Below are 16,821 nucleotides of genomic sequence, written 5' to 3' on the forward strand. Positions count from 1 at the left end.
GGGTGCCTAGGCTCGCCACGTGAGCATCCCCGTTGACCCCGCCGAGCTGCACCGGGCCGTCGCCGACTTCGACAGCGGCTACCTGCTGACCACCTCCTCGCCGCAGGTGAAGGTGGTGACCGTCGACCCGGTCGCGGGCACGGACGGGACGCTCCGGATCACGGCACCGGGCAAGGGCACGCTGCGCAACCTCGAGGCCAACGACGCCGTCACGGTCGTGTTCCCGCCCCGGGAGCGGCACGGCTACACCCTGCTCGTCGACGGCGCGGCCTCGCTGGACGGTGAGGACGTGGTGGTCGCCGCGACCGCCGCCGTCCTGCACCGTCCGGCCGCGCACGCCGATGGTCCGGTGCCGCCGGACGGCTGCGGGCACGACTGCGCCCCGGTGGGCGGATGAGCCCCTTCTGGGTCACGGCCTTCCTCGACTCCGCACCCGACCACCACCAGCGCGGCGTGGGCTTCTGGCAGGCCGCGACGGGCTACGCGCTGTCGGCGCCCCGCGGCGCGCACGAGGAGTTCGCGACCCTGCTGCCGCCCGACGGTGACGCCTTCCTCCGGGTGCAGCGCCTGCACGAGGGAGCCGACCGCGTCCACCTCGACCTCCACGTGGGTGACCCGCGGCGCGCAGCGGACGCCGCCGTCGTCGCGGGCGCCGTGGAGATGGTCGACCGCGGGGACTACGTCGTGCTGGCCTCACCCGGCGGCCAGGTGTTCTGCTACGTCGACGGCCCGGCCGCCCAGCGGCCCGCGCCCACCGTGCACCCGGACGGATCGGCCGCGCGGGTGCGCCAGGTCGCGATCGACGTGCCCCGGGCGTCGTACGACGCGGAGCTGGCCTTCTGGCACGCGATCACCGGGTGGGCGGAGCATCCGTCGTCGGTGAGCGCCGACTTCCGGTTCCTCGTGCCGCCGGCCGGCCGGCCGCTGCAGCTGCTGCTCCAGCGGCTCGGCGAGGAGGCCGGCCCGGCACGCGCCCACCTCGACTGGGGCACGACCGACCGGGCCGCGGAGACCGAGCGGCACCTCGGCCTCGGGGCGCGGGTGCTGGCCGTCCACTCCCACTGGACGGTGCTGGCCGACCCGGTCGGCCGGACCTACTGCCTCACGGACGGCCCGCCGGGGTGAAGCCCGGGAGGAACTCCTCCATGATCGCGCGGAACGGCGCCTCGGCCTCGAGCTGGCTGAGCACACCCACGCCGCCCAGCCAGGTCCGGTGGATCAGCACGTACGACGGCGGCAGGTTCAGCTTGATGCTGACCGTGTAGGCCGGGTCCTTCGGGTTGTTGATCCGCTGGAACTGCTCGCGCATCCACTCCCGGCTGAACCGGAACCGCTCGACCAGCGTCGGGTCGACGAAGGGGGAGAGGTAGTCCATCAGCAGCTGCGGCTCGATCCGGATCCGGTCCTTGAGGAAGCCCTCCTCGCGCAGGCCCACGATCAGCGCGTCGCCGTCGCCGGCCGCGCACAGCGTGATCAGCCGGCCCATCGGCTCCGGCAGGCCGCGCTGGGGGAGGCGGGCGACGGCGCCGTAGTCGAGCACGCCGATCCGTCCCGGGCTGCCGTCCTCGTGGGGGATGACCCGGAAGTTGCCGGGGTGCGGGTCCGCGTGGAGCAGGCCGGTGCGGGCCGGGCCGGAGAACAGGAAGCGGGTGAAGATCTCTCCGTAGTGGTCGCGCTCCTCCTGCGTGCCGTCGGCGATGATCGACGCCAGCGAGCCGGCGGAGTCGAGCCACTCGGTGACGAGCACCCGCGGTCCGACGGCGACGACGTCGGGCACCTCGATGAACGGGTCGTCGCGGAAGGCCGCCGCGAACTCGCGCTGCGCGTCGGCCTCGAGGTCGTAGTCGAGCTCCTCGCGCGCCCGGGCCTGGACCTCCTCGACGAGCGGCTTCATGTCGACGCCCGGGATGAGCGGTCCGATCGCCCGCGCCGCGCGGGCCAGCGTCCGGAGATCGGCCATCAGGGCCTCGCCGGCGTTCGGGTACTGCACCTTCACCGCGACCCGGCGGCCGTCGTACCAGCGGCCCTCGTGGACCTGGCCGATCGACGCCGCGGCCGTGGGGGCGCCGTCGAGCCAGACCAGCCGCTCCTTCCAGTCCGCGCCGAGGTCCTCGGCGAGGATGGTGCGCACGGTCTGCGTGGGCATCGGGGGAGCGGAGTCCTGGAGTTTCGTGAGCTGCTCGCGGTACGGCGCCGCCATCTCCTCGGGGAGCGCGGACTCGAGCACGGACAGCGCCTGGCCGAACTTCATCGCGCCGCCCTTGAGCTCGCCGAGCGTACGGAACAGCTGCTCGGCCGTGCGCTGCTGGATGTCGCTCATGACCGCCTCGGCGGGCGCGCCGCCGAGGCGCCTGCCGAAGCCGACGGCGGTCCGGCCGGCGTACCCGAGGGGGAGCGCCGCGAGCCGCGCCGTGCGCGCGGCCGCCTTGCGGGGGAGGTCAGCCATGGGTCCATTGTCGCGGCTGGACCAACCCCGTGCAGCCGAGTTCACCGGTACGCGTCGACGCGGATCTCGTTGGCCCGCGCCTCCTGCTGGTCGCGCACGCACTTGGCGAGGGCGAAGGAGGAGTTCACGAGGAACAGGGCGCCGAGGCAGAGGAACGCGCGGATCCAGCCGTCGACCGGCAGGAAGTAGATCCCGCCGACCATGAAGAGCAGCGCGGCGGCGAAGGAGATCGCGGACTGGAGGTAGAAGGCATAGGTCGTCTTGGTCATGCCAGAAGGGTCGCGGCGCGAGGGGTGGTGGGGCTTGAGCCGGACTACTCACCTCGCATGGCCCGAGGTGGTCAGGCGGTCTCCGGGAACGGGATGCCCGTGTTGGCGTGGCAGCGGTAGCCGTGCGGCACCTTGTGGAGGTACTGCTGGTGGTGCGGCTCGGCGTAGTAGTAGGCGCCGGCCGGCTCGATCTCCGTGGTGATCTCGCCGTAGCCGCGGCGGGCGATCTCCTCGCCGTACACCTTGGTGAGCTCGCGGGCCGTGGCCTCCTGCTCGGGGCTGTGGAAGTAGATCGCGGAGCGGTACTGGGTCCCGATGTCGTTGCCCTGGCGCATGCCCTGCGTCGGGTCGTGGACCTCGAAGAACTGCTTGACCAGGTCGGCGTAGGAGACCTTGTCGGGGTCGAAGACGATGCGGACGGCCTCGGTGTGGCCGGTGCGTCCGCTGCAGACCTCCTCGTAGGTCGGGTTCGGGGTGGTGCCGCCGGCGTACCCGACCGACGTCGACCAGACGCCGGGGACCTGCCAGTAGATCTCCTCGGCGCCCCAGAAGCAGCCGAGGCCGAACTCCGCGACCTCGAGGCCGTCGGGGACGTCGTCGGTGACGAGCGGGGTGTGCAGGACCTCGTGCTGGGCGGGCAGCGCGAACGCGGGGGTGGTGCGGCCGGGCAGCGCCTCGGCGGGGTCGACCATCTCGGTCTTGCGACGGGAGAACATGCCTCCATTGTCTCCTCGCGCGCAAGGGGCCCGGAGGAACGGCTCAGCCGGCCCCGTGCGTGGCGCACCACGCGTCGCGCTTCGCCGGCTTCGCGACGAAGAAGGTGCGGATCAGCTGGGCCTGGAGCGCGGAGTAGACCTCGATCTCCTTCTCGACCAGGGCCCGGGCGGCGGGTGTGCGCGCGAGGACCAGCGCCTCGGCGTGCCGCCACACCATTTCCCGCCAGCCGCGCATGATCACCCCGGCGACGGCCTCCTCGGCGGTGCCGGCGTCGATGTCGTCGAAGGTCGGGTCGAAGCGGGCCGCCTCCTCGGCGAACACGGGGGCGTAGAGGCTGTCGAGGCGGTTGTTGTAGCGGTTGTGGTCGGCCTTGTGGCTGCCGTCGGGCCCGGTCAGCCCGACGGTGGCCAGCACGTGCGGGAAGTCGCTGTTGATGTGGGCGTTCATCGCGAGCAGGAAGTTGCCCAGGCCGCTCATCGCCCGGTCGTCCTCGGCCTTGAGCGCGATCTGCCAGGCCCGCGGGATGCCGGTGCGCTGGCCGGCCTCCCAGCGGCTGGTGGTGTCGAAGTACATCTCGGCGAAGACTGCGTCGACACGGTTGAGCCAGGCCCGGTCCTCGAAGTAGCCGGAGCGGACGGCGTCGCGCACGTTCTCGGTCACCCGCAGGTAGGCCAGCGAGAAGACCGCGCTGTGCGAGCACTCCTCGACCAGGCCGTCGAGGCGGTGCTCCATGCGCGCCACGACGTCGTCGATGCACGCGTCAGCGCCGCTGGCGCACACCTCGCCCGTGTACGGCGTCGCGGGGATCGGGAAGGGCGCGAGGAGTGCCACCACGGCGTCGATCGGCGGGAGCAGCAGGCCGCGCAGCGGGTCCGGGTCGCCGCCGTCGTCCGCACGGGCGGGGGCTGCCGGCAGGGCCAGCGCGGTGGCGGCGAGGACCGCACAGGCGGCGGTGGCGAGGACGCGGCTGAAGCGGGGCACGTTCCAGAAACGAGCGTCCGCTCGTATTGTCACGGGGGTCGGTAGGCTCGACTGGTGAGCGACAACCACATCGACGAGCACCTCGACGGGGCGGGCTTCGAGACCCGGGCCATCCACGCCGGCTACCGCCCCGACCCGACCACCGGCGCGGTGATCCCGCCCATCTACGCCACCTCCACCTACGCCCAGGACGGCGTCGGCGGGCTGCGCAACGGCTACGAGTACAGCCGGTCGGCCAACCCGACGCGCACGGCCCTGGAGTCCACGCTGGCCGCCCTCGAGGGCGGTGCGCACGGCTTCGCCTTCGCCTCCGGACTCGCGGCCGAGGACACGCTGGTCCGGGCGCTGTGCCGTCCCGGCGACCACGTCGTCCTGCCCAACGACGCCTACGGCGGCACCTTCCGCCTCTTCGACAAGGTCGCCACGAACTGGGGCCTCGCGCACAGCCCGGCGCCGGTGACCGACCCCGAGGCGGTCCGGGCGGCCATCCGGCCGGGGGAGACCAAGCTCGTGTGGCTGGAGACCCCCACGAACCCGATGCTCTCCATCGGCGACATCGCCGCCCTCGCCGCCGTCGCCCACGAGGCCGGCGCACGGCTCGTCGTCGACAACACCTTCGCGTCGTCGTACCTCCAGCAGCCGCTGGCGCTGGGCGCCGACATCGTCGTCCATTCGACCACCAAGTACGCCGGCGGCCACTCCGACGTCGTCGGGGGAGCGCTCGTCGTCGACGACGCCGACCTGGCCGAGACGATCGGCTACCACCAGAACGCCATCGGCGCCGTCGCCGGCCCGTTCGACTCGTGGCTGGTGCTGCGCGGGCTCAAGACCCTGGCGCTGCGCATGGAGCGGCACAGCGACAACGCGGAGCGGATCGTCGAGTTCCTCAGCGGCCACCCCTCGGTCAGCGAGGTGATCTACCCCGGACTGGCCGACCACCCCGGTCACGCCGTGGCGTCGCGCCAGATGAAGAGGTACGGCGGCATGGTGTCCTTCCGCGTCAAGGGCGGCGAGGAGCAGGCGCTCGCCATCTGCGCGGCGACGTCGGTCTTCACCCTCGGCGAGTCGCTGGGCGGTGTCGAGTCGCTGATCGAGCACCCGGGCCGGATGACGCACGCGAGCGTCGCCGGCACCGACCTCGAGGTGCCGGCCGACCTGGTCCGGCTGAGCGTCGGCATCGAGACCTCGGAGGACCAGGTCGCCGACCTGGAGCGGGCGCTCGGCTCCACGACCTGAGGCCGACCGTCTAGGGTCGATCGTGTGACCAGCGACGGCCCCACCGAGCCCGAGGACCCGACCACCGCCGCCGCGGAGGAGCACGCCGTCCAGGAGGCGGAGGAGGACGAGCCGCCGCTCGGTCCCGACGAGGGGGATCGCGAGGAGCGGCTCTTCCGCCGGTTCGCCCACCAGTGGGCGCTGCTGCGGGAGGAGCGCGAGGGGCGGCGGCACGAGCTGCCGACCTTCGCGACCGGGCCGTCCAACCTGCGCCGGGCGGAGGTCCCCTACGGCCTCGACCTGGCCGCGGGCTGGGCGTGGCGGATCCTGCTCATCGCGGGCGCGGCGTACCTGCTCATGTGGCTGGTGGGCTTCTTCGCGGTGGTGACCGTGCCGATCGCGGTGGCGCTTCTGATCAGCGCGCTGGCGGCGCCCTTCGTGCAGCTGCTGACGCGCCTGGGCATGCCGCGCGGCCTGTCCGCGCTGTTCATCGTCATCCTGGGCTTCGCCGTCGTCGGGGCGCTGCTGACCTTCGCGGGCAACCAGGTCGCCGACGGGGCCAAGGACCTCGCCGACGGGGCGGTCGAGGGACTCCAGGAGATCCGCGACTGGCTCCAGGACGGCCCGCTGCACGCCAGCGACTCGCAGATCAACGACTGGATCGGGAGCGTCCAGGACATGATCACCGAGCGGTCGCAGGACGGTGAGGTGATCAGCCAGGTCGGCGAGGTCGGCTCGGCCCTGGGCCACGTGCTCGCCGGCTTCTTCATCTCGCTCTTCGCGACCTACTTCTTCCTCGCCGACGGCGAGCGGATCTGGTCGTGGATGGTGCGCCTCGCGCCGCGGGTGGCGCGCGAGCGGGTCGACAGCTCGGGCCGGGTCGCCTGGATCTCGCTGGTCCAGTTCGTGCGGGCCACCGTCGTCGTGGCGCTGGTCGACGCCATCGGCATCGCCGTCGGCGCGGCGATCCTCGACGTGCCCTTCGTGCTGGCGATCGGCGTGCTGGTCTTCCTCGGCGCCTTCGTGCCGATGATCGGTGCCACCATCGCCGGCAGCGTCGCGATCCTCGTCGCGCTCGTCGACCAGGGCCCGCTGACCGCGCTGCTGATGCTGGCCGTGGTGGTCGGCGTGCAGCAGCTCGAGGGCCACATCCTCCAGCCGTTCCTGCTCGGCCGCTGGGTGTCGGTGCACCCGCTGGGCGTGATCGTGGCGATCGCCTGCGGCGTGCTCGTCGCCGGCATCGCAGGCGCGCTGGTCGCCGTACCCCTGGCCGCGGCGGCGAACGCCGTCGTGCTGCACCTGGCCGAGCTGGCCGATGCGGCCGGGGAAGCGACCGAGCCGCCCGCCCCCGGGGGGACGGACGGCTCGGGAGGCCTGGCGGGTCAGCCCACGTAGGGCTTGGCGTCCAGGATGATGACCGTCTGCTGCTTGCCGTTGACCTCGTAGGACACCGTCTCGCCCTTGCTGCGGCCGTTGATGGCCTGGCCCAGCGGCGACTGGGGGGAGTAGACGGTGAGGCCCTCGGGCTCGATCTCGCGCGCGCCGAGGAGGAAGCTCTCCGCCTCGTCGTCGTCATCGCCGTCGAACTTGTAGGTGACGACCATGCCCGGCTCGACGACGCCGTCGTCGGGCGGGGTCTCGCCGATCTCGGCGCGGCGGAGCATGTCCTCCATCTGGAGGATCTTGGCCTCGTTCTTGCCCTGCTCCTCGCGGGCGGCGTGGTAGCCGCCGTTCTCCTTGAGGTCGCCCTCGTCGCGGGCAGCACTGATCTCCGCGACGATCTCGGCGCGGCGGGGGCCCTTGAGGTACTCCAGCTCCGCCTTGAGCTTGTCGTAGGCGTCCTGGGTCAGCCAGACGGTGTTCGCGCCACCGGACTGGTCGGTCTGAGACATGAATGAAACTCCTGTGCTGCTCGTCGCATACCCCTGCGGGTACATGAACGATCGAGTCTACCGGTTGAACGGGGATCGCTCAGCGATAGCGGGGTTGTCCCGGTGCCTTGCAGCCCAGCCACTCGACGGTCGTGGCGCGGCGCTCGGTGCGGACCTCGACCTCGTAGACCGGCCCGTCGGCCGGGTCGGGGGAGAAGGTCTTCTCGCCCACGATCGCCTTGTCGTGCGAGATCGCCCGCAGCGCGCACTCGGGGTCGTCGATGTCGTCGTCGATCTCGATCCGGACCTCGATCGTCGCCGTGTGGTCGTCGACGACCTCGTGGCCGATCTCCTCCGAGGCGATCTCCGGGTTGGAGTGGAAGAGCATCGCCCAGACCAGCCAGCCGAGGAAGCCGAGCGCCACGACGCCCGCCAGGACGAGCACCGTGAGCCGCCGCCCGGCCGACGGGGCGCCGTACCGCTGGGCGAGGGAATCGTCGGTCGTGCTCACCGGTTCATGGTCCCACGATGACTTTTTCTACGATGGGCGGCATGCCCACCTCGCACGCGCCCTCCGTCGACCGCTCCGGCCTGCGGCTGATGCACGTCCACGCCCACCCCGACGACGAGTCGAGCAAGGGCGCCGCGTCGACGGCGCGGTACGTCGCCGAGGGCGCCGACGTGCAGGTGGTGACCTGCACCGGGGGTGAGCGCGGCTCGATCCTCAACCCGAAGATGGACCGCCCGGAGATCCTCGAGAACATCACCGAGGTGCGCCGCCAGGAGATGGAGCGGGCCCGCGACATCCTCGGCGTGAGCCAGGAGTGGCTCGGCTTCGTCGACTCCGGCTGGCCCGACGGCGACCCGAAGCCGCCGCTGCCGGAGGGCTGCTTCGGCCTGGTCCCGCTCGAGGAGGCGACCGAGCGCCTGGTCCGGCTGGTGCGCGCCTTCCGCCCCCACGTGATGACGACGTACGACGAGCGCGGCGGCTACCCGCACCCCGACCACATCCGCTGCCACGAGGTCAGCGTCGCGGCCTTCGAGGCGGCCGGCGACCCGGACCGCTTCCCCGACGCCGGCGAGCCGTGGCAGCCGCAGAAGCTCTACTACCACCACTCCTTCAACCGGCCCCGGATGCAGGCGCTGCACGACGCGATGGTCGAGCACGGCCTGGAGTCGCCGTGGGAGGAGCGCCTGAAGGAGTGGAAGCCGGAGCCCGAGTGGGACGCGCGGATCACGACCCGGGTCCCGTGCGCGGAGTACTTCGGCGTCCGTGACCAGGCGCTGCTCGCGCACGCCACCCAGATCGACCCCGACGGCTTCTGGTTCGCGGTGCCGCGCGAGCTGCAGGCAGAGGTGTGGCCGACCGAGGACTACGAGCTGGTGACCAGCCACGTGGAGTCCGTCGTACCGGAGGACGACCTGTTCGCGGGGGTCACCCCTGACGCCTGAGCGGGCGTCCTGAGACACTGGGCCTATGCATGCCCTCGCCGCCACCGTCGTCAACACGCTCGTCCGCGCCGAGGACAAGGCGCCCGAGGACAAGGACGTCGTCGCGGGCTGGACGGCGTTCTGGATCTTCATCGGCCTGATCGTGGCGGTCGTGGTGATCGGCATAGCCCTGACCCGCAGCCTGCGCACCGCGCAGAAGGCCAAGGACGCCGGCGTGTACGGCGACGGCACGTCCGCCGACGCCACCGACGCCGACCGGACCGAGTGATCGGCGTGGTGATCGGCGTGGCCCGGTGATCGGCATCGACCAGCTGCTCGGCTTCGGCCTCGCGGCGCTCGTCGTCATCGTCATCCCGGGCCCGAGCGTCGTCTTCGTCGTCGGCCGGGCCGTGTCGTACGGCCAGCGGGTCGCGCTCGCCAGCGTGCTGGGCAACACCGCCGGGCTGTTCCTCGTGATGGGCCTGGTCTGCCTCGGGCTCGGCGCGGTCGTCGCCGAGTCGCAGCTCGTCTTCAACGCCATCAAGCTCGCCGGCGCGGCCTTCCTCGTCTGGCTGGGCGTCCAGGCCTTCCGGCACCGCCGCGAGATGCAGTTCGGGGCCACCGGCGAGCGGGCCCCGGTGGAGGGCTGGCGGGCCTTCCGCCAGGGCTTCGTGGTCGGGGTGAGCAACCCGAAGGGCTTCCTGATGTTCGCGGCCATCCTGCCGCCGTTCGTCGACCGGTCCGCCGGTGCGCCCGCCGTCCCCGCGCAGATGTTCACGCTGGGCTGTGTGGCGATCCTGCTCGGCCTGCTCTGCGACTCGACCTGGGCCTTCGCCGCGGGGCGGGCGCGCGACTGGTTCGTCGCGTCGGAGCGGCGCGGGAGCGTGCTCGGCGCCATCGGCGGGACGTCGATGATCGGGCTGGGCGTCGGGATGGCGCTCACCGGTCACGCCGACAGGTAGCCCCCGACCAGCGCGACCATCTCGTCGAGCAGGGTGTCGCGGCTGACCGCCGGGGGCTGGTCGAGCACCCACCGCAGGGCGAGGTTCTCGATCGCGAGGACGACCACCCACGCGGCGACGGCCGCCGAGGGGCGCTGGGAGCTCTCGGGCCGCGCGGCGAGGTAGGTCGTGACCAGCTCGCGGACCCGCCGCTCGAGCGCGGCGCGGCGGTCCCGGTTGCGGCCGATCGGCAGCTCCTCCGCCACGACCCGCAGCACGACGGGGTCGGCCTCGAGGGCGCTGACCAGCGCGTCGGCGGTCGCCCGCACCATGCCGGGGCCGAACTCCCCGATCCGGTCGCCCAGCGACGCGGCCACCTGCTCGGCGACCTCCGCCCAGTAGCGGTCGATCACCACGTCGAGGATCGCGGCCTTGTCGGGGAAGTACTGGTAGAGCGAGCCCGGGCTGACGCCGGCGGCGGTGGCGACCCGGTTGGTGCTGAACGCGTCGTAGCCGTGCCTGACGAGCACCTCGCGGCCGGCCGCGACGATCCGCTCGACCATCTCGCGCGAACGGGCCTGCTGGGGAGCCTTGCGCATCAGGCGGAGCGGGCCCGCAGGTGGCGCCGCTTGACGTCGTACATGCTCGCGTCGGCCTGCAGGAGGGCGTCCGGCAGCAGGTCGATGTCGGTGAGGGCGGCCGTGCCGATGCTGGCCCGGCGCCCGATGGCCTGCTCGAGGCGCGACTGGAGCTCGTCGGGCGCGAGGTCGCGGGAGAAGACGGCGAACTCGTCGCCACCGATGCGGGCGACCACGTCGGTGTCGCGCACGCTGGACTGCAGCGCCGTCGCGACCTTGCGCAGCAGGCGGTCGCCCGCCTCGTGCCCGTCGGAGTCGTTGACGACCTTGAGCCCGTCGAGGTCGACGAAGGCGACGGCACCGGCGCCGGTGCTCTCGGCCCAGCGGTGCCGGGCGAGCTCGAAGAAGCCGCGGCGGTTGCGCAGCCCGGTCAGGTCGTCGGTGACGGCCAGGTGGTGGGTGGCCTCGCGCAGCGCGACGGCGCTCGCGAGCTGGGCGTGGACCTGGACCTTGTCGAGCGCGACGGACGTGGCGTTGGCGAGGCCCTGCAGCAGCGAGATCTCGGCCTCGGTCGGCGTGTGCGGCTCGGCCCAGTAGGTGCCGATCGCGGCGATCGGGTCGAGCGCGCGGACCGGGACCATCAGCATGCTGGTCACGAAGGTCGGGCGGTAGGCCTCGTGGGGGACCCGCTCGTCGGCGTAGATGTCGGGGATCGCCACGTGGGTGCGCTCGAGCATGGCGACACCGCTGATGCAGGCCTCGAGCGGGAACCGGTGACCCTTCCACAGCGGCGCGATCGCGTCCTCGTCGGCGTAGTAGCACTGGTCGCCGTCGCGCAGGACGAAGGTCGCGCCGTCGCAGGCGCCGAGGTCGCGGGCGGCGGTGCGGACGACCTCCTGCACCTCCTGCAGCGAGCCGGCCATCGACAGCTGCTGGACCGCGACGAGCAGCCGCTCCAGTCCTGACGTCACGTCGCCCATGCCCTTCTCCTCCCAGATCCGACGGCCCCATCATCACACCCAGCCGGGGGCGTGGCGTCGGGGATCCTCATCCGGACGGCCAAATTTCGCGACTTGAATGCGAGCGATGACTCGCGTCACGATGTTGGCATGACCGCAGACCTCGCCGCCACCCCCGGCACGCCGACCGAACCGTCGTACCCGACCCGCTTCCGGGCAGGCGGCGACCGCAACCGGCGCCTGGGCCGCCCGCTGAAGGTCGTCGGCCGGGTCAAGGGCGTCGACGAGGCCCTGCTGGACCGGATCGGACGCGGCATGTACGAGCGCGACGAGCTGGGCGCCCGGCTCGCGGACGCGATCCGGTTGCGAGCAGGCACTCCCGGCAGGGTCGAGATGGGCCAGTTCCGCGCCGCCCTCGCCCACGGGATCGACGCGGTGCCGGACGCCCCGCCGGCGCTGCGCGCGTTCTTCGAGGAGGTGCAGGCCGAGCCGGCCTGGCTGGACCGTGCCCTGGTCGAGGAGGGCGCCCGGGTGTTCCGCCGGCTGGGCCAGAACGCGCAGGACGTGCTGCTGCAGCTCTCGCTCGTCGGCGGCTACCGGTTCGGCGGCCCCACCGACCTGCTGGTCGCGACCGGCGGCCTGACCGGCGGCCAGACGCTGCGCCGGCTCGCCGAGACGCAGAAGTGGGGCGCCGCGCTGGCCAACCCGGAGGCGCTGCTGCCGGTCCAGGGCGAGGGCTGGCGGCTGACCGTGCACGTGCGGCTGATGCACGCCCTGGTCAACCACGCCTTCGAGGACCAGTGGGACACCGCGACGTGGGGCCTGCCGATCAACCAGGCCGACCAGGCCTCGACGCTGGGCCTGTTCGACGGAGTGCTGATCATCGGCTCGCGCGCGCTGGGCGTGCCGGTGTCGGGCCGGGAGTCGCGGGCGCTGATGCACCTGTGGAAGTACGTCGGCTGGCTGATGGGCGTGCACGAGGACTTCCTCGTCGACGACGAGTGGGAGCGGCACCGCATCGACTACCACGTGCTGCTCGCGCAGGGCCCGATGACCGAGGCCGGTCCCGCCCTGGCGCAGGCCGTCGTCGACGCGCAGGCCGAGCGGCACTACCCGGGCTGGCCAGCTGCGCTGCAGGGGGTGCGGGCGCGCTACGAGCGCGAACGGCTGCTCTCCATGCTCACCGTCTTCCTCGGTCCGGAGAGCATGCGCGAGTTCGGGCTGCCGATGCGGCCGCCGTGGGCGCACGCCTACCTGGTCGGCCTGAACACGCTGCGCTACCGGGTGCTGCGGCACCTGCCCGGCGGCAAGGACCGACTGTGGCGGTGGGGCGGCCGGCGGGCGCAGTGGCTGCTGGACAGCTACTTCCAGGGGGATGCCGAGGACGTGGGGAAGCTCAGGGCGTGAGCTGCTGACCGTCGAGCCGGATCGCGCGCGATGGTTGTCGGCAGGCTGTGGGAGATTGCTGCCGTGCCGCGCCCGACCCGTCCCGACGTCCCCGGCGAGTACCTCGCCCGCCTGCGGGCGATCTTCGGCCGCCTGCCGGAGTGCCTCGAGGAGGAGGCGTGGGTCGGGGTCCGCTGGCGCGTCGGGGGTACGACGACGACCGTCGCCCACGTCTTCGGTGGCGAGGACCAGCTCTTCCGGATCACCTTCCGCGCCGAGCCCGACGAGGTGATGGCCTTCCAGCACCTGGGTGCGCCCTACTTCCGCTCCGACTGGGGCGCCAACGTCGTCGGCATGCTCATCGACGGCGACACCGATTGGGAGGAGCTCGGCGAGCTGCTCACCGACTCGTTCTGCCTGCAGGCGCCGCAGCGGCTGGTCGACCTCGTGGACCGGCCGACTGCCTGAGTCGTCCACAGGTCCCGCAAGAGCCCTGGCATTCGAACATGTGTTCGAGTATCATATGGGTATGGCAGCGCAGCTCACGGCGGAGGAGGTCCGGTCGTTCGTCGACCGAATCACCGCTGGCGTGTGCCCGGACGACCCGGCCGCGCAGATCGACGTGATCGCGGCGCTGGAGACGTTGAAGTCGGCAGCGGCTGCGGTGCAGGCCGAGCTCTCCGTCGTGTACGACGCCCGCCGCCGCGCCGACGAGGCAGCGGCCGGGGTCCAGGCGGCCCGCCAGGGCCGTGGTGTCGCCTCCGAGATCGCGCTCGCCCGTCGTGAGTCACCCCACCGCGGGCAGGTCCTTCTCGGTCTGGCGAAGGTGCTGCACGCCGAGATGCCGCACACCCTGGCCCGCCTGCGCGACGGCTCTCTCTCCGAATACCGAGCCACTCTTCTCGCTCGCGAGACGGCTTGTCTGCCGGTGGAGCTGCGGATGTTCGCCGACGAGGAGACCTGTGCCGACCCGAGTGCGCTCGACGGGGTCGGGACAAGGGAGTTGGTCGGCCGGATCCGGCGGCTGGTGGCCGAGGTCGACCCCGCCGCCGTCGCGGCCCGTGCCCGCAAGGCGCAGGGTGACAGGAATGTGACGGTCCGGCCGGCGCCGGACACGATGACCTACCTGACCGCACTGGTCCCGGTCGCCCAAGGGGTCGCGGCCTACGCCGCGCTCCGCAAGGCAGCTGAGGCGGCCCGCGCCGCGGGCGATCCCCGCAGCCTGGGCCAGCTGATGGCCGACCTGCTCGTCGCGCGGGTCACCGGTGTCGCCGAGTCCGGCACCCCTGAAGCAGCGCCGGCGGTGCCGGTCACGGTGGATGTGGTGATCTCGGACGAGTCCCTGGCCGGTGGCCACGCCCCCGCCGAGGTGTCCGCGGACGGCGTACCTGCTGAGGTGGTCCCGGCCGAGGTTGCCCGCAACCTCCTCGCCACCGCCCTCGACAGCGACGTGACCGCCTGGTTCCGATGCCTGTACCGCAACCGCCTGGGCCGGCTGGTCTCGATGACCACCCGCAACCGGTTCCACACCAAGGCGATGGGTGAGTTCCTCGCCCTGCGCGGTGCCGGGATCTGCGCCACCCCCTTCTGCGACGCACCCATCCGGCACAACGACCACATCACCCCCGTCGCCGACGGCGGCAACACCACCGTCGACGACGGCCAAGGCCTGTGCCAGACCTGCAACCACGCCAAACAAGCCCCCGGCTGGCGACAACACCAGGTCGGACATCCCGTCGACCGTCACCAGGTCGAGACGATCACCCCGACCGGCCACCGCTACACCGCCACCGCGCCCGCCCCACCCGGCTGGCGAGAACCCCGCTACGTCCAGACCGGCCCCGGCCGCTACCAGCTCATCGCCTGACGGCCACGGGCTCCTCTAGTGTCGGTCGGGTGAGCGAGCCCACCGACGAGATCGCCGTCCGCACCATCCGCCACGAGCGGACCCTGATCATCGGCCTCGACCGGCCGGCGAAGCGCAACGCGATCAACAGTGCGGTGACCCGCGGCCTCGACGAGGCGCTCAACCTGCTCGAGGACGACGACGAGCTGTGGTGCGGCGTCCTCGCCGGCGGCCCCGCCGTGTTCTCCGCCGGAGCCGACCTGGCCGAGGGCGCGGGGGAGCCGACGGAGCGCGGCGGGATCGCCGGGATCATGTCGCGCGTGCGGCCCAAGCCGCTCATCGCCGCGGTCGAGGGGCTCGCGCTGGGCGGAGGCTTCGAGCTCGTGCTCTGCTGCGACCTGGTCGTCGCGTCTCGTACGGCGGCCTTCGGCTTCCCCGAGGTCAAGCGCGGCCTGCTGCCCGACTTCGGCGGGGTCTTCCGCGCCCCACGGGTGCTGCCCGCCAACATCGCCCGCGAGATGCTGCTGACCGGCGAGCCGATCGACGCCGAGCGAGCCGAGCGACTCGGCTTCGTCAACCGGCTGGTCGAGCCGGGGATGGCGCTGGACGTGGCGCTCGGGCTGGCGGCGACGATCTGCACCAACGCACCCCTGGCGGTGCGGGAGTCGCTGGCCCTCGCGCAGGCGGAGATCAACGGCGACGAGACGGCCGACTGGACCGCGAGCCACGCCGCGATCGACCGGCTGCTGGCGACGGCCGACCTGGCGGAGGGGTTGAACGCGTTCTTCGAGCGGCGGGACCCGGTCTGGCGCGGGCGCTAGCCGTCAGGCCAGCGCCCCGCCCAGCCACCCACCCAGCTGTCGTACGACGTCCGTCGCCTCGCGGACCATCCCCGCGAACAGGTGGGTCACGTGCCAGTGCCCGTCGAGCAGCTCGTAGGTGACCTCGACGCCGGCCGAGCGCGCGGCGGCGACCAGGCGTTCCACGTCGTCGCGGATCATCTCGTCGCTGGCGGCGTGCACGAAGAGCGGCGGCAGGCCGGTCAGGTCGGCCTTCAGGGGTGACACCTCGGGGAGGTCCACCCGTCCGCCGGCGTACGACGAAGCGCCCAGCTCGAGCCAGCCGCGACCCAGCAGCGGGTCGTCAACCGAGGGGTCCAGTCCGGCCAGGGAGAGGTCGACCCACGGGGAGATCAGACCGAGCGCGGCCGGCAGGGGTACGCCGACCGACCGCAGCCGCAGCGCGAGGGCCAGGGTCAGGCCGCCACCGGCGGAGTCGCCGGCCACGACGATGCGGTCGGCCGAGTAGCCGCTCTCCAGGAGCGCCCGGTAGGCGGCGAGGGCGTCGTCCACCGCCGCCGGGTGGGGGTGCTCGGGGGCGAGCCGGTAGTCGAGGACGTGGGTGACTGCGCGGGCCGAGTCGGCGAGGTGGGCGGCCACGGCGCGGTGGGTCGTGGGGGAGCCGACGAGGTAGGCGCCGCCGTGGAGGTAGAGCAGGGCGCGGTCGGGCAGGCTCGCGGGCGTCGTGATCCGCTCCGTCGGCACGCCCCCGAGGTGGGTGGCCTCGCGGCGGGTGCCCTTCGGGAGCACGGAGACGCGCATCAGCGCGTTGATGACCTGGCGCTGGCGCACCGGGGTGAGGCGGGTGCCGAGCACCGGCTTCACGACGCGGCGGACGAGCAGGCGGGCAGCAGGCAGGGGCACGTGCACGGGCTTCATCCAAGCACCAGGCCGGCGGGTCAGGACCGCGCGGCCGGGCGCGCGAACGCCAGGCCGGCCAGCCAGCCGACGACGACCGCCGTCACGACGGTGAGCCCGATCTGGCCGGGGTTGCGGCCCTGCTCGAAGGGCAGGATCAGCGGCAGCACCAGCGCGTAGGCGATCAGCGCGGCGACCGCGCCGTGCAGGCCCGGGTTGCCGGCGTTCCGGCTGTGCCGGGCCGCCACCGCGAACGCGACGACCGCGACGAGGGCGAGCCAGCCGGCCGCCACCGCCGTCGAGAGCAACGTCCAGAAGGGCGCCACCAGGCCACCGAGGATCAGGATGCTGAAGCCGGTCGAGGCCCCGCGGACCGCGCCGGGGACGTCGATCCGGCCGACGCCGGCCGCCACGGGACGGCTCGCGGTGGTGGCTGCCATGGCGCCGACCCTAGGCCCGGACCGCCGCCGGGCGGCAGCGCGCC

Annotated in this window: 21 protein-coding genes; 11 read left to right on the forward strand and 10 right to left on the reverse strand. The window is 72.8% G+C overall.

Going from position 1 to position 16,821, the window contains the following annotated elements:
- Window positions 1-19: 19 nt before the first annotated feature.
- Together BJ993_RS16575 and BJ993_RS16580 are read left to right on the forward strand one after the other, a co-directional pair.
- The gene (locus BJ993_RS16575; RefSeq protein WP_179650031.1) at window positions 20-397 is read left to right on the forward strand and encodes a pyridoxamine 5'-phosphate oxidase; all 378 of its coding nucleotides are present in this window, start codon (window positions 20-22) and stop codon (window positions 395-397) included.
- Entirely contained in the window at window positions 394-1,125 is a 732-nt protein-coding gene (locus BJ993_RS16580) for a VOC family protein (RefSeq protein WP_179650033.1), read from the forward strand. The genes BJ993_RS16575 and BJ993_RS16580 overlap by 4 nt, the downstream gene beginning before the upstream one ends.
- Here the strand turns inward: BJ993_RS16580 and BJ993_RS16585 are convergent.
- From BJ993_RS16585 to BJ993_RS16600, 4 genes are all read right to left on the reverse strand, one after another.
- A complete protein-coding gene (locus BJ993_RS16585) occupies window positions 1,103-2,446 on the reverse strand; it encodes an ABC1 kinase family protein (protein WP_179650035.1) in 1,344 nt (447 codons plus the stop codon). The genes BJ993_RS16580 and BJ993_RS16585 overlap by 23 nt on opposite strands.
- Before the next feature lie 41 nt (window positions 2,447-2,487).
- The gene (locus BJ993_RS16590) at window positions 2,488-2,715 is read right to left on the reverse strand and encodes a YiaA/YiaB family inner membrane protein (protein WP_036548537.1); all 228 of its coding nucleotides are present in this window, start codon (window positions 2,713-2,715) and stop codon (window positions 2,488-2,490) included.
- 71 nt (window positions 2,716-2,786) lie between these two features.
- Entirely contained in the window at window positions 2,787-3,431 is a 645-nt protein-coding gene (gene msrA / locus BJ993_RS16595) for a peptide-methionine (S)-S-oxide reductase MsrA (protein ID WP_036548077.1), read from the reverse strand.
- A gap of 43 nt (window positions 3,432-3,474) precedes the next feature.
- Window positions 3,475-4,413: a DUF5995 family protein gene (locus BJ993_RS16600; RefSeq protein ID WP_179650036.1), complete on the reverse strand. Its 939-nt coding sequence runs from the start codon at window positions 4,411-4,413 to the stop codon at window positions 3,475-3,477.
- A gap of 54 nt (window positions 4,414-4,467) precedes the next feature.
- Between BJ993_RS16600 and BJ993_RS16605 the strand changes: the two genes are divergently transcribed.
- Window positions 4,468-5,649, forward strand: a complete 1,182-nt coding sequence (locus tag BJ993_RS16605) for a cystathionine gamma-synthase (protein ID WP_242530539.1) — start codon at window positions 4,468-4,470, stop codon at window positions 5,647-5,649.
- A gap of 24 nt (window positions 5,650-5,673) precedes the next feature.
- On the forward strand, window positions 5,674-7,023 hold the full coding sequence (locus BJ993_RS16610) for an AI-2E family transporter (RefSeq protein WP_179650039.1): 1,350 nt from the start codon (window positions 5,674-5,676) through the stop codon (window positions 7,021-7,023).
- Here BJ993_RS16610 and greA read toward each other — a convergent pair.
- Both greA and BJ993_RS16620 read right to left on the reverse strand, forming a co-directional pair.
- Window positions 7,011-7,520, reverse strand: coding sequence for a transcription elongation factor GreA (gene greA, locus BJ993_RS16615; RefSeq protein WP_036548078.1), 510 nt, complete (start codon window positions 7,518-7,520; stop codon window positions 7,011-7,013). The genes BJ993_RS16610 and greA overlap by 13 nt on opposite strands.
- Window positions 7,521-7,599: 79 nt before the next feature.
- Window positions 7,600-8,010: a DUF4307 domain-containing protein gene (locus BJ993_RS16620; protein ID WP_179650041.1), complete on the reverse strand. Its 411-nt coding sequence runs from the start codon at window positions 8,008-8,010 to the stop codon at window positions 7,600-7,602.
- Window positions 8,011-8,051: 41 nt separating this feature from the next.
- On the opposite strand from BJ993_RS16620, the gene mca reads away from it, so the two are divergent.
- Genes mca through BJ993_RS16635 form a run of 3 tightly spaced genes read left to right on the forward strand, consistent with a single transcriptional unit; the run spans window position 8,052 to window position 9,892 of the window.
- Window positions 8,052-8,951 carry a mycothiol conjugate amidase Mca gene (mca, locus tag BJ993_RS16625; protein WP_179650043.1) on the forward strand — a complete coding sequence of 300 codons (900 nt, stop codon included), beginning with the start codon at window positions 8,052-8,054 and terminating at the stop codon, window positions 8,949-8,951.
- A 25-nt stretch (window positions 8,952-8,976) separates the two neighbouring features.
- Window positions 8,977-9,219 (forward strand): hypothetical protein, encoded by a 243-nt coding sequence (locus BJ993_RS16630; RefSeq protein WP_179650045.1) that lies wholly within the window; start codon window positions 8,977-8,979, stop codon window positions 9,217-9,219.
- A 25-nt stretch (window positions 9,220-9,244) separates the two neighbouring features.
- On the forward strand, window positions 9,245-9,892 hold the full coding sequence (locus BJ993_RS16635) for a LysE family translocator (protein WP_179650047.1): 648 nt from the start codon (window positions 9,245-9,247) through the stop codon (window positions 9,890-9,892).
- Here the strand turns inward: BJ993_RS16635 and BJ993_RS16640 are convergent.
- Entirely contained in the window at window positions 9,877-10,470 is a 594-nt protein-coding gene (locus BJ993_RS16640) for a TetR/AcrR family transcriptional regulator (RefSeq protein WP_207009493.1), read from the reverse strand. The genes BJ993_RS16635 and BJ993_RS16640 overlap by 16 nt on opposite strands.
- Window positions 10,470-11,429: a GGDEF domain-containing protein gene (locus BJ993_RS16645; protein ID WP_179650049.1), complete on the reverse strand. Its 960-nt coding sequence runs from the start codon at window positions 11,427-11,429 to the stop codon at window positions 10,470-10,472. The genes BJ993_RS16640 and BJ993_RS16645 overlap by 1 nt, the downstream gene beginning before the upstream one ends.
- A gap of 129 nt (window positions 11,430-11,558) precedes the next feature.
- On the opposite strand from BJ993_RS16645, the gene BJ993_RS16650 reads away from it, so the two are divergent.
- The 4 genes from BJ993_RS16650 (at window position 11,559) to BJ993_RS16665 (ending at window position 15,461) form a co-directional block, all read left to right on the forward strand.
- The gene (locus BJ993_RS16650) at window positions 11,559-12,815 is read left to right on the forward strand and encodes an oxygenase MpaB family protein (RefSeq protein ID WP_179650051.1); all 1,257 of its coding nucleotides are present in this window, start codon (window positions 11,559-11,561) and stop codon (window positions 12,813-12,815) included.
- 63 nt (window positions 12,816-12,878) lie between these two features.
- The gene (locus BJ993_RS16655; protein WP_308645603.1) at window positions 12,879-13,262 is read left to right on the forward strand and encodes an MmcQ/YjbR family DNA-binding protein; all 384 of its coding nucleotides are present in this window, start codon (window positions 12,879-12,881) and stop codon (window positions 13,260-13,262) included.
- A gap of 61 nt (window positions 13,263-13,323) precedes the next feature.
- On the forward strand, window positions 13,324-14,661 hold the full coding sequence (locus BJ993_RS16660) for an HNH endonuclease (protein WP_179650054.1): 1,338 nt from the start codon (window positions 13,324-13,326) through the stop codon (window positions 14,659-14,661).
- Between the two features lie 29 nt (window positions 14,662-14,690).
- Window positions 14,691-15,461, forward strand: coding sequence for an enoyl-CoA hydratase-related protein (locus BJ993_RS16665; RefSeq protein ID WP_218864727.1), 771 nt, complete (start codon window positions 14,691-14,693; stop codon window positions 15,459-15,461).
- A 3-nt stretch (window positions 15,462-15,464) separates the two neighbouring features.
- Here the strand turns inward: BJ993_RS16665 and BJ993_RS16670 are convergent, their stop codons facing one another.
- On the reverse strand, window positions 15,465-16,349 hold the full coding sequence (locus tag BJ993_RS16670) for an alpha/beta hydrolase (RefSeq protein ID WP_218864728.1): 885 nt from the start codon (window positions 16,347-16,349) through the stop codon (window positions 15,465-15,467).
- Window positions 16,350-16,378: 29 nt separating this feature from the next.
- Window positions 16,379-16,777 carry a hypothetical protein gene (locus BJ993_RS16675; protein ID WP_179650058.1) on the reverse strand — a complete coding sequence of 133 codons (399 nt, stop codon included), beginning with the start codon at window positions 16,775-16,777 and terminating at the stop codon, window positions 16,379-16,381.
- Window positions 16,778-16,821: the final 44 nt, after the last annotated feature.

The sequence above is a fragment of the Nocardioides aromaticivorans genome (assembly GCF_013408525.1).
Classification (GTDB): domain Bacteria; phylum Actinomycetota; class Actinomycetes; order Propionibacteriales; family Nocardioidaceae; genus Nocardioides; species Nocardioides aromaticivorans.

Bases quoted from the DNA above. Each gene is read 5' to 3' on its own strand.
- BJ993_RS16630 (WP_179650045.1), top strand. From the start codon at position 8,977: ATGCATGCCCTCGCCGCCACCGTCGTCAACACGCTCGTCCGCGCCGAG.
- msrA (WP_036548077.1), bottom strand. From the start codon at position 3,431: ATGTTCTCCCGTCGCAAGACCGAGATGGTCGACCCCGCCGAGGCGCTG.
- mca (WP_179650043.1), top strand. From the start codon at position 8,052: ATGCCCACCTCGCACGCGCCCTCCGTCGACCGCTCCGGCCTGCGGCTG.
- BJ993_RS16640 (WP_207009493.1), bottom strand. From the start codon at position 10,470: ATGCGCAAGGCTCCCCAGCAGGCCCGTTCGCGCGAGATGGTCGAGCGG.
- BJ993_RS16590 (WP_036548537.1), bottom strand. From the start codon at position 2,715: ATGACCAAGACGACCTATGCCTTCTACCTCCAGTCCGCGATCTCCTTC.
- BJ993_RS16580 (WP_179650033.1), top strand. From the start codon at position 394: ATGAGCCCCTTCTGGGTCACGGCCTTCCTCGACTCCGCACCCGACCAC.
- BJ993_RS16650 (WP_179650051.1), top strand. From the start codon at position 11,559: ATGACCGCAGACCTCGCCGCCACCCCCGGCACGCCGACCGAACCGTCG.
- BJ993_RS16660 (WP_179650054.1), top strand. From the start codon at position 13,324: ATGGCAGCGCAGCTCACGGCGGAGGAGGTCCGGTCGTTCGTCGACCGA.
- BJ993_RS16585 (WP_179650035.1), bottom strand. From the start codon at position 2,446: ATGGCTGACCTCCCCCGCAAGGCGGCCGCGCGCACGGCGCGGCTCGCG.
- BJ993_RS16675 (WP_179650058.1), bottom strand. From the start codon at position 16,777: ATGGCAGCCACCACCGCGAGCCGTCCCGTGGCGGCCGGCGTCGGCCGG.
- greA (WP_036548078.1), bottom strand. From the start codon at position 7,520: ATGTCTCAGACCGACCAGTCCGGTGGCGCGAACACCGTCTGGCTGACC.
- BJ993_RS16645 (WP_179650049.1), bottom strand. From the start codon at position 11,429: ATGGGCGACGTGACGTCAGGACTGGAGCGGCTGCTCGTCGCGGTCCAG.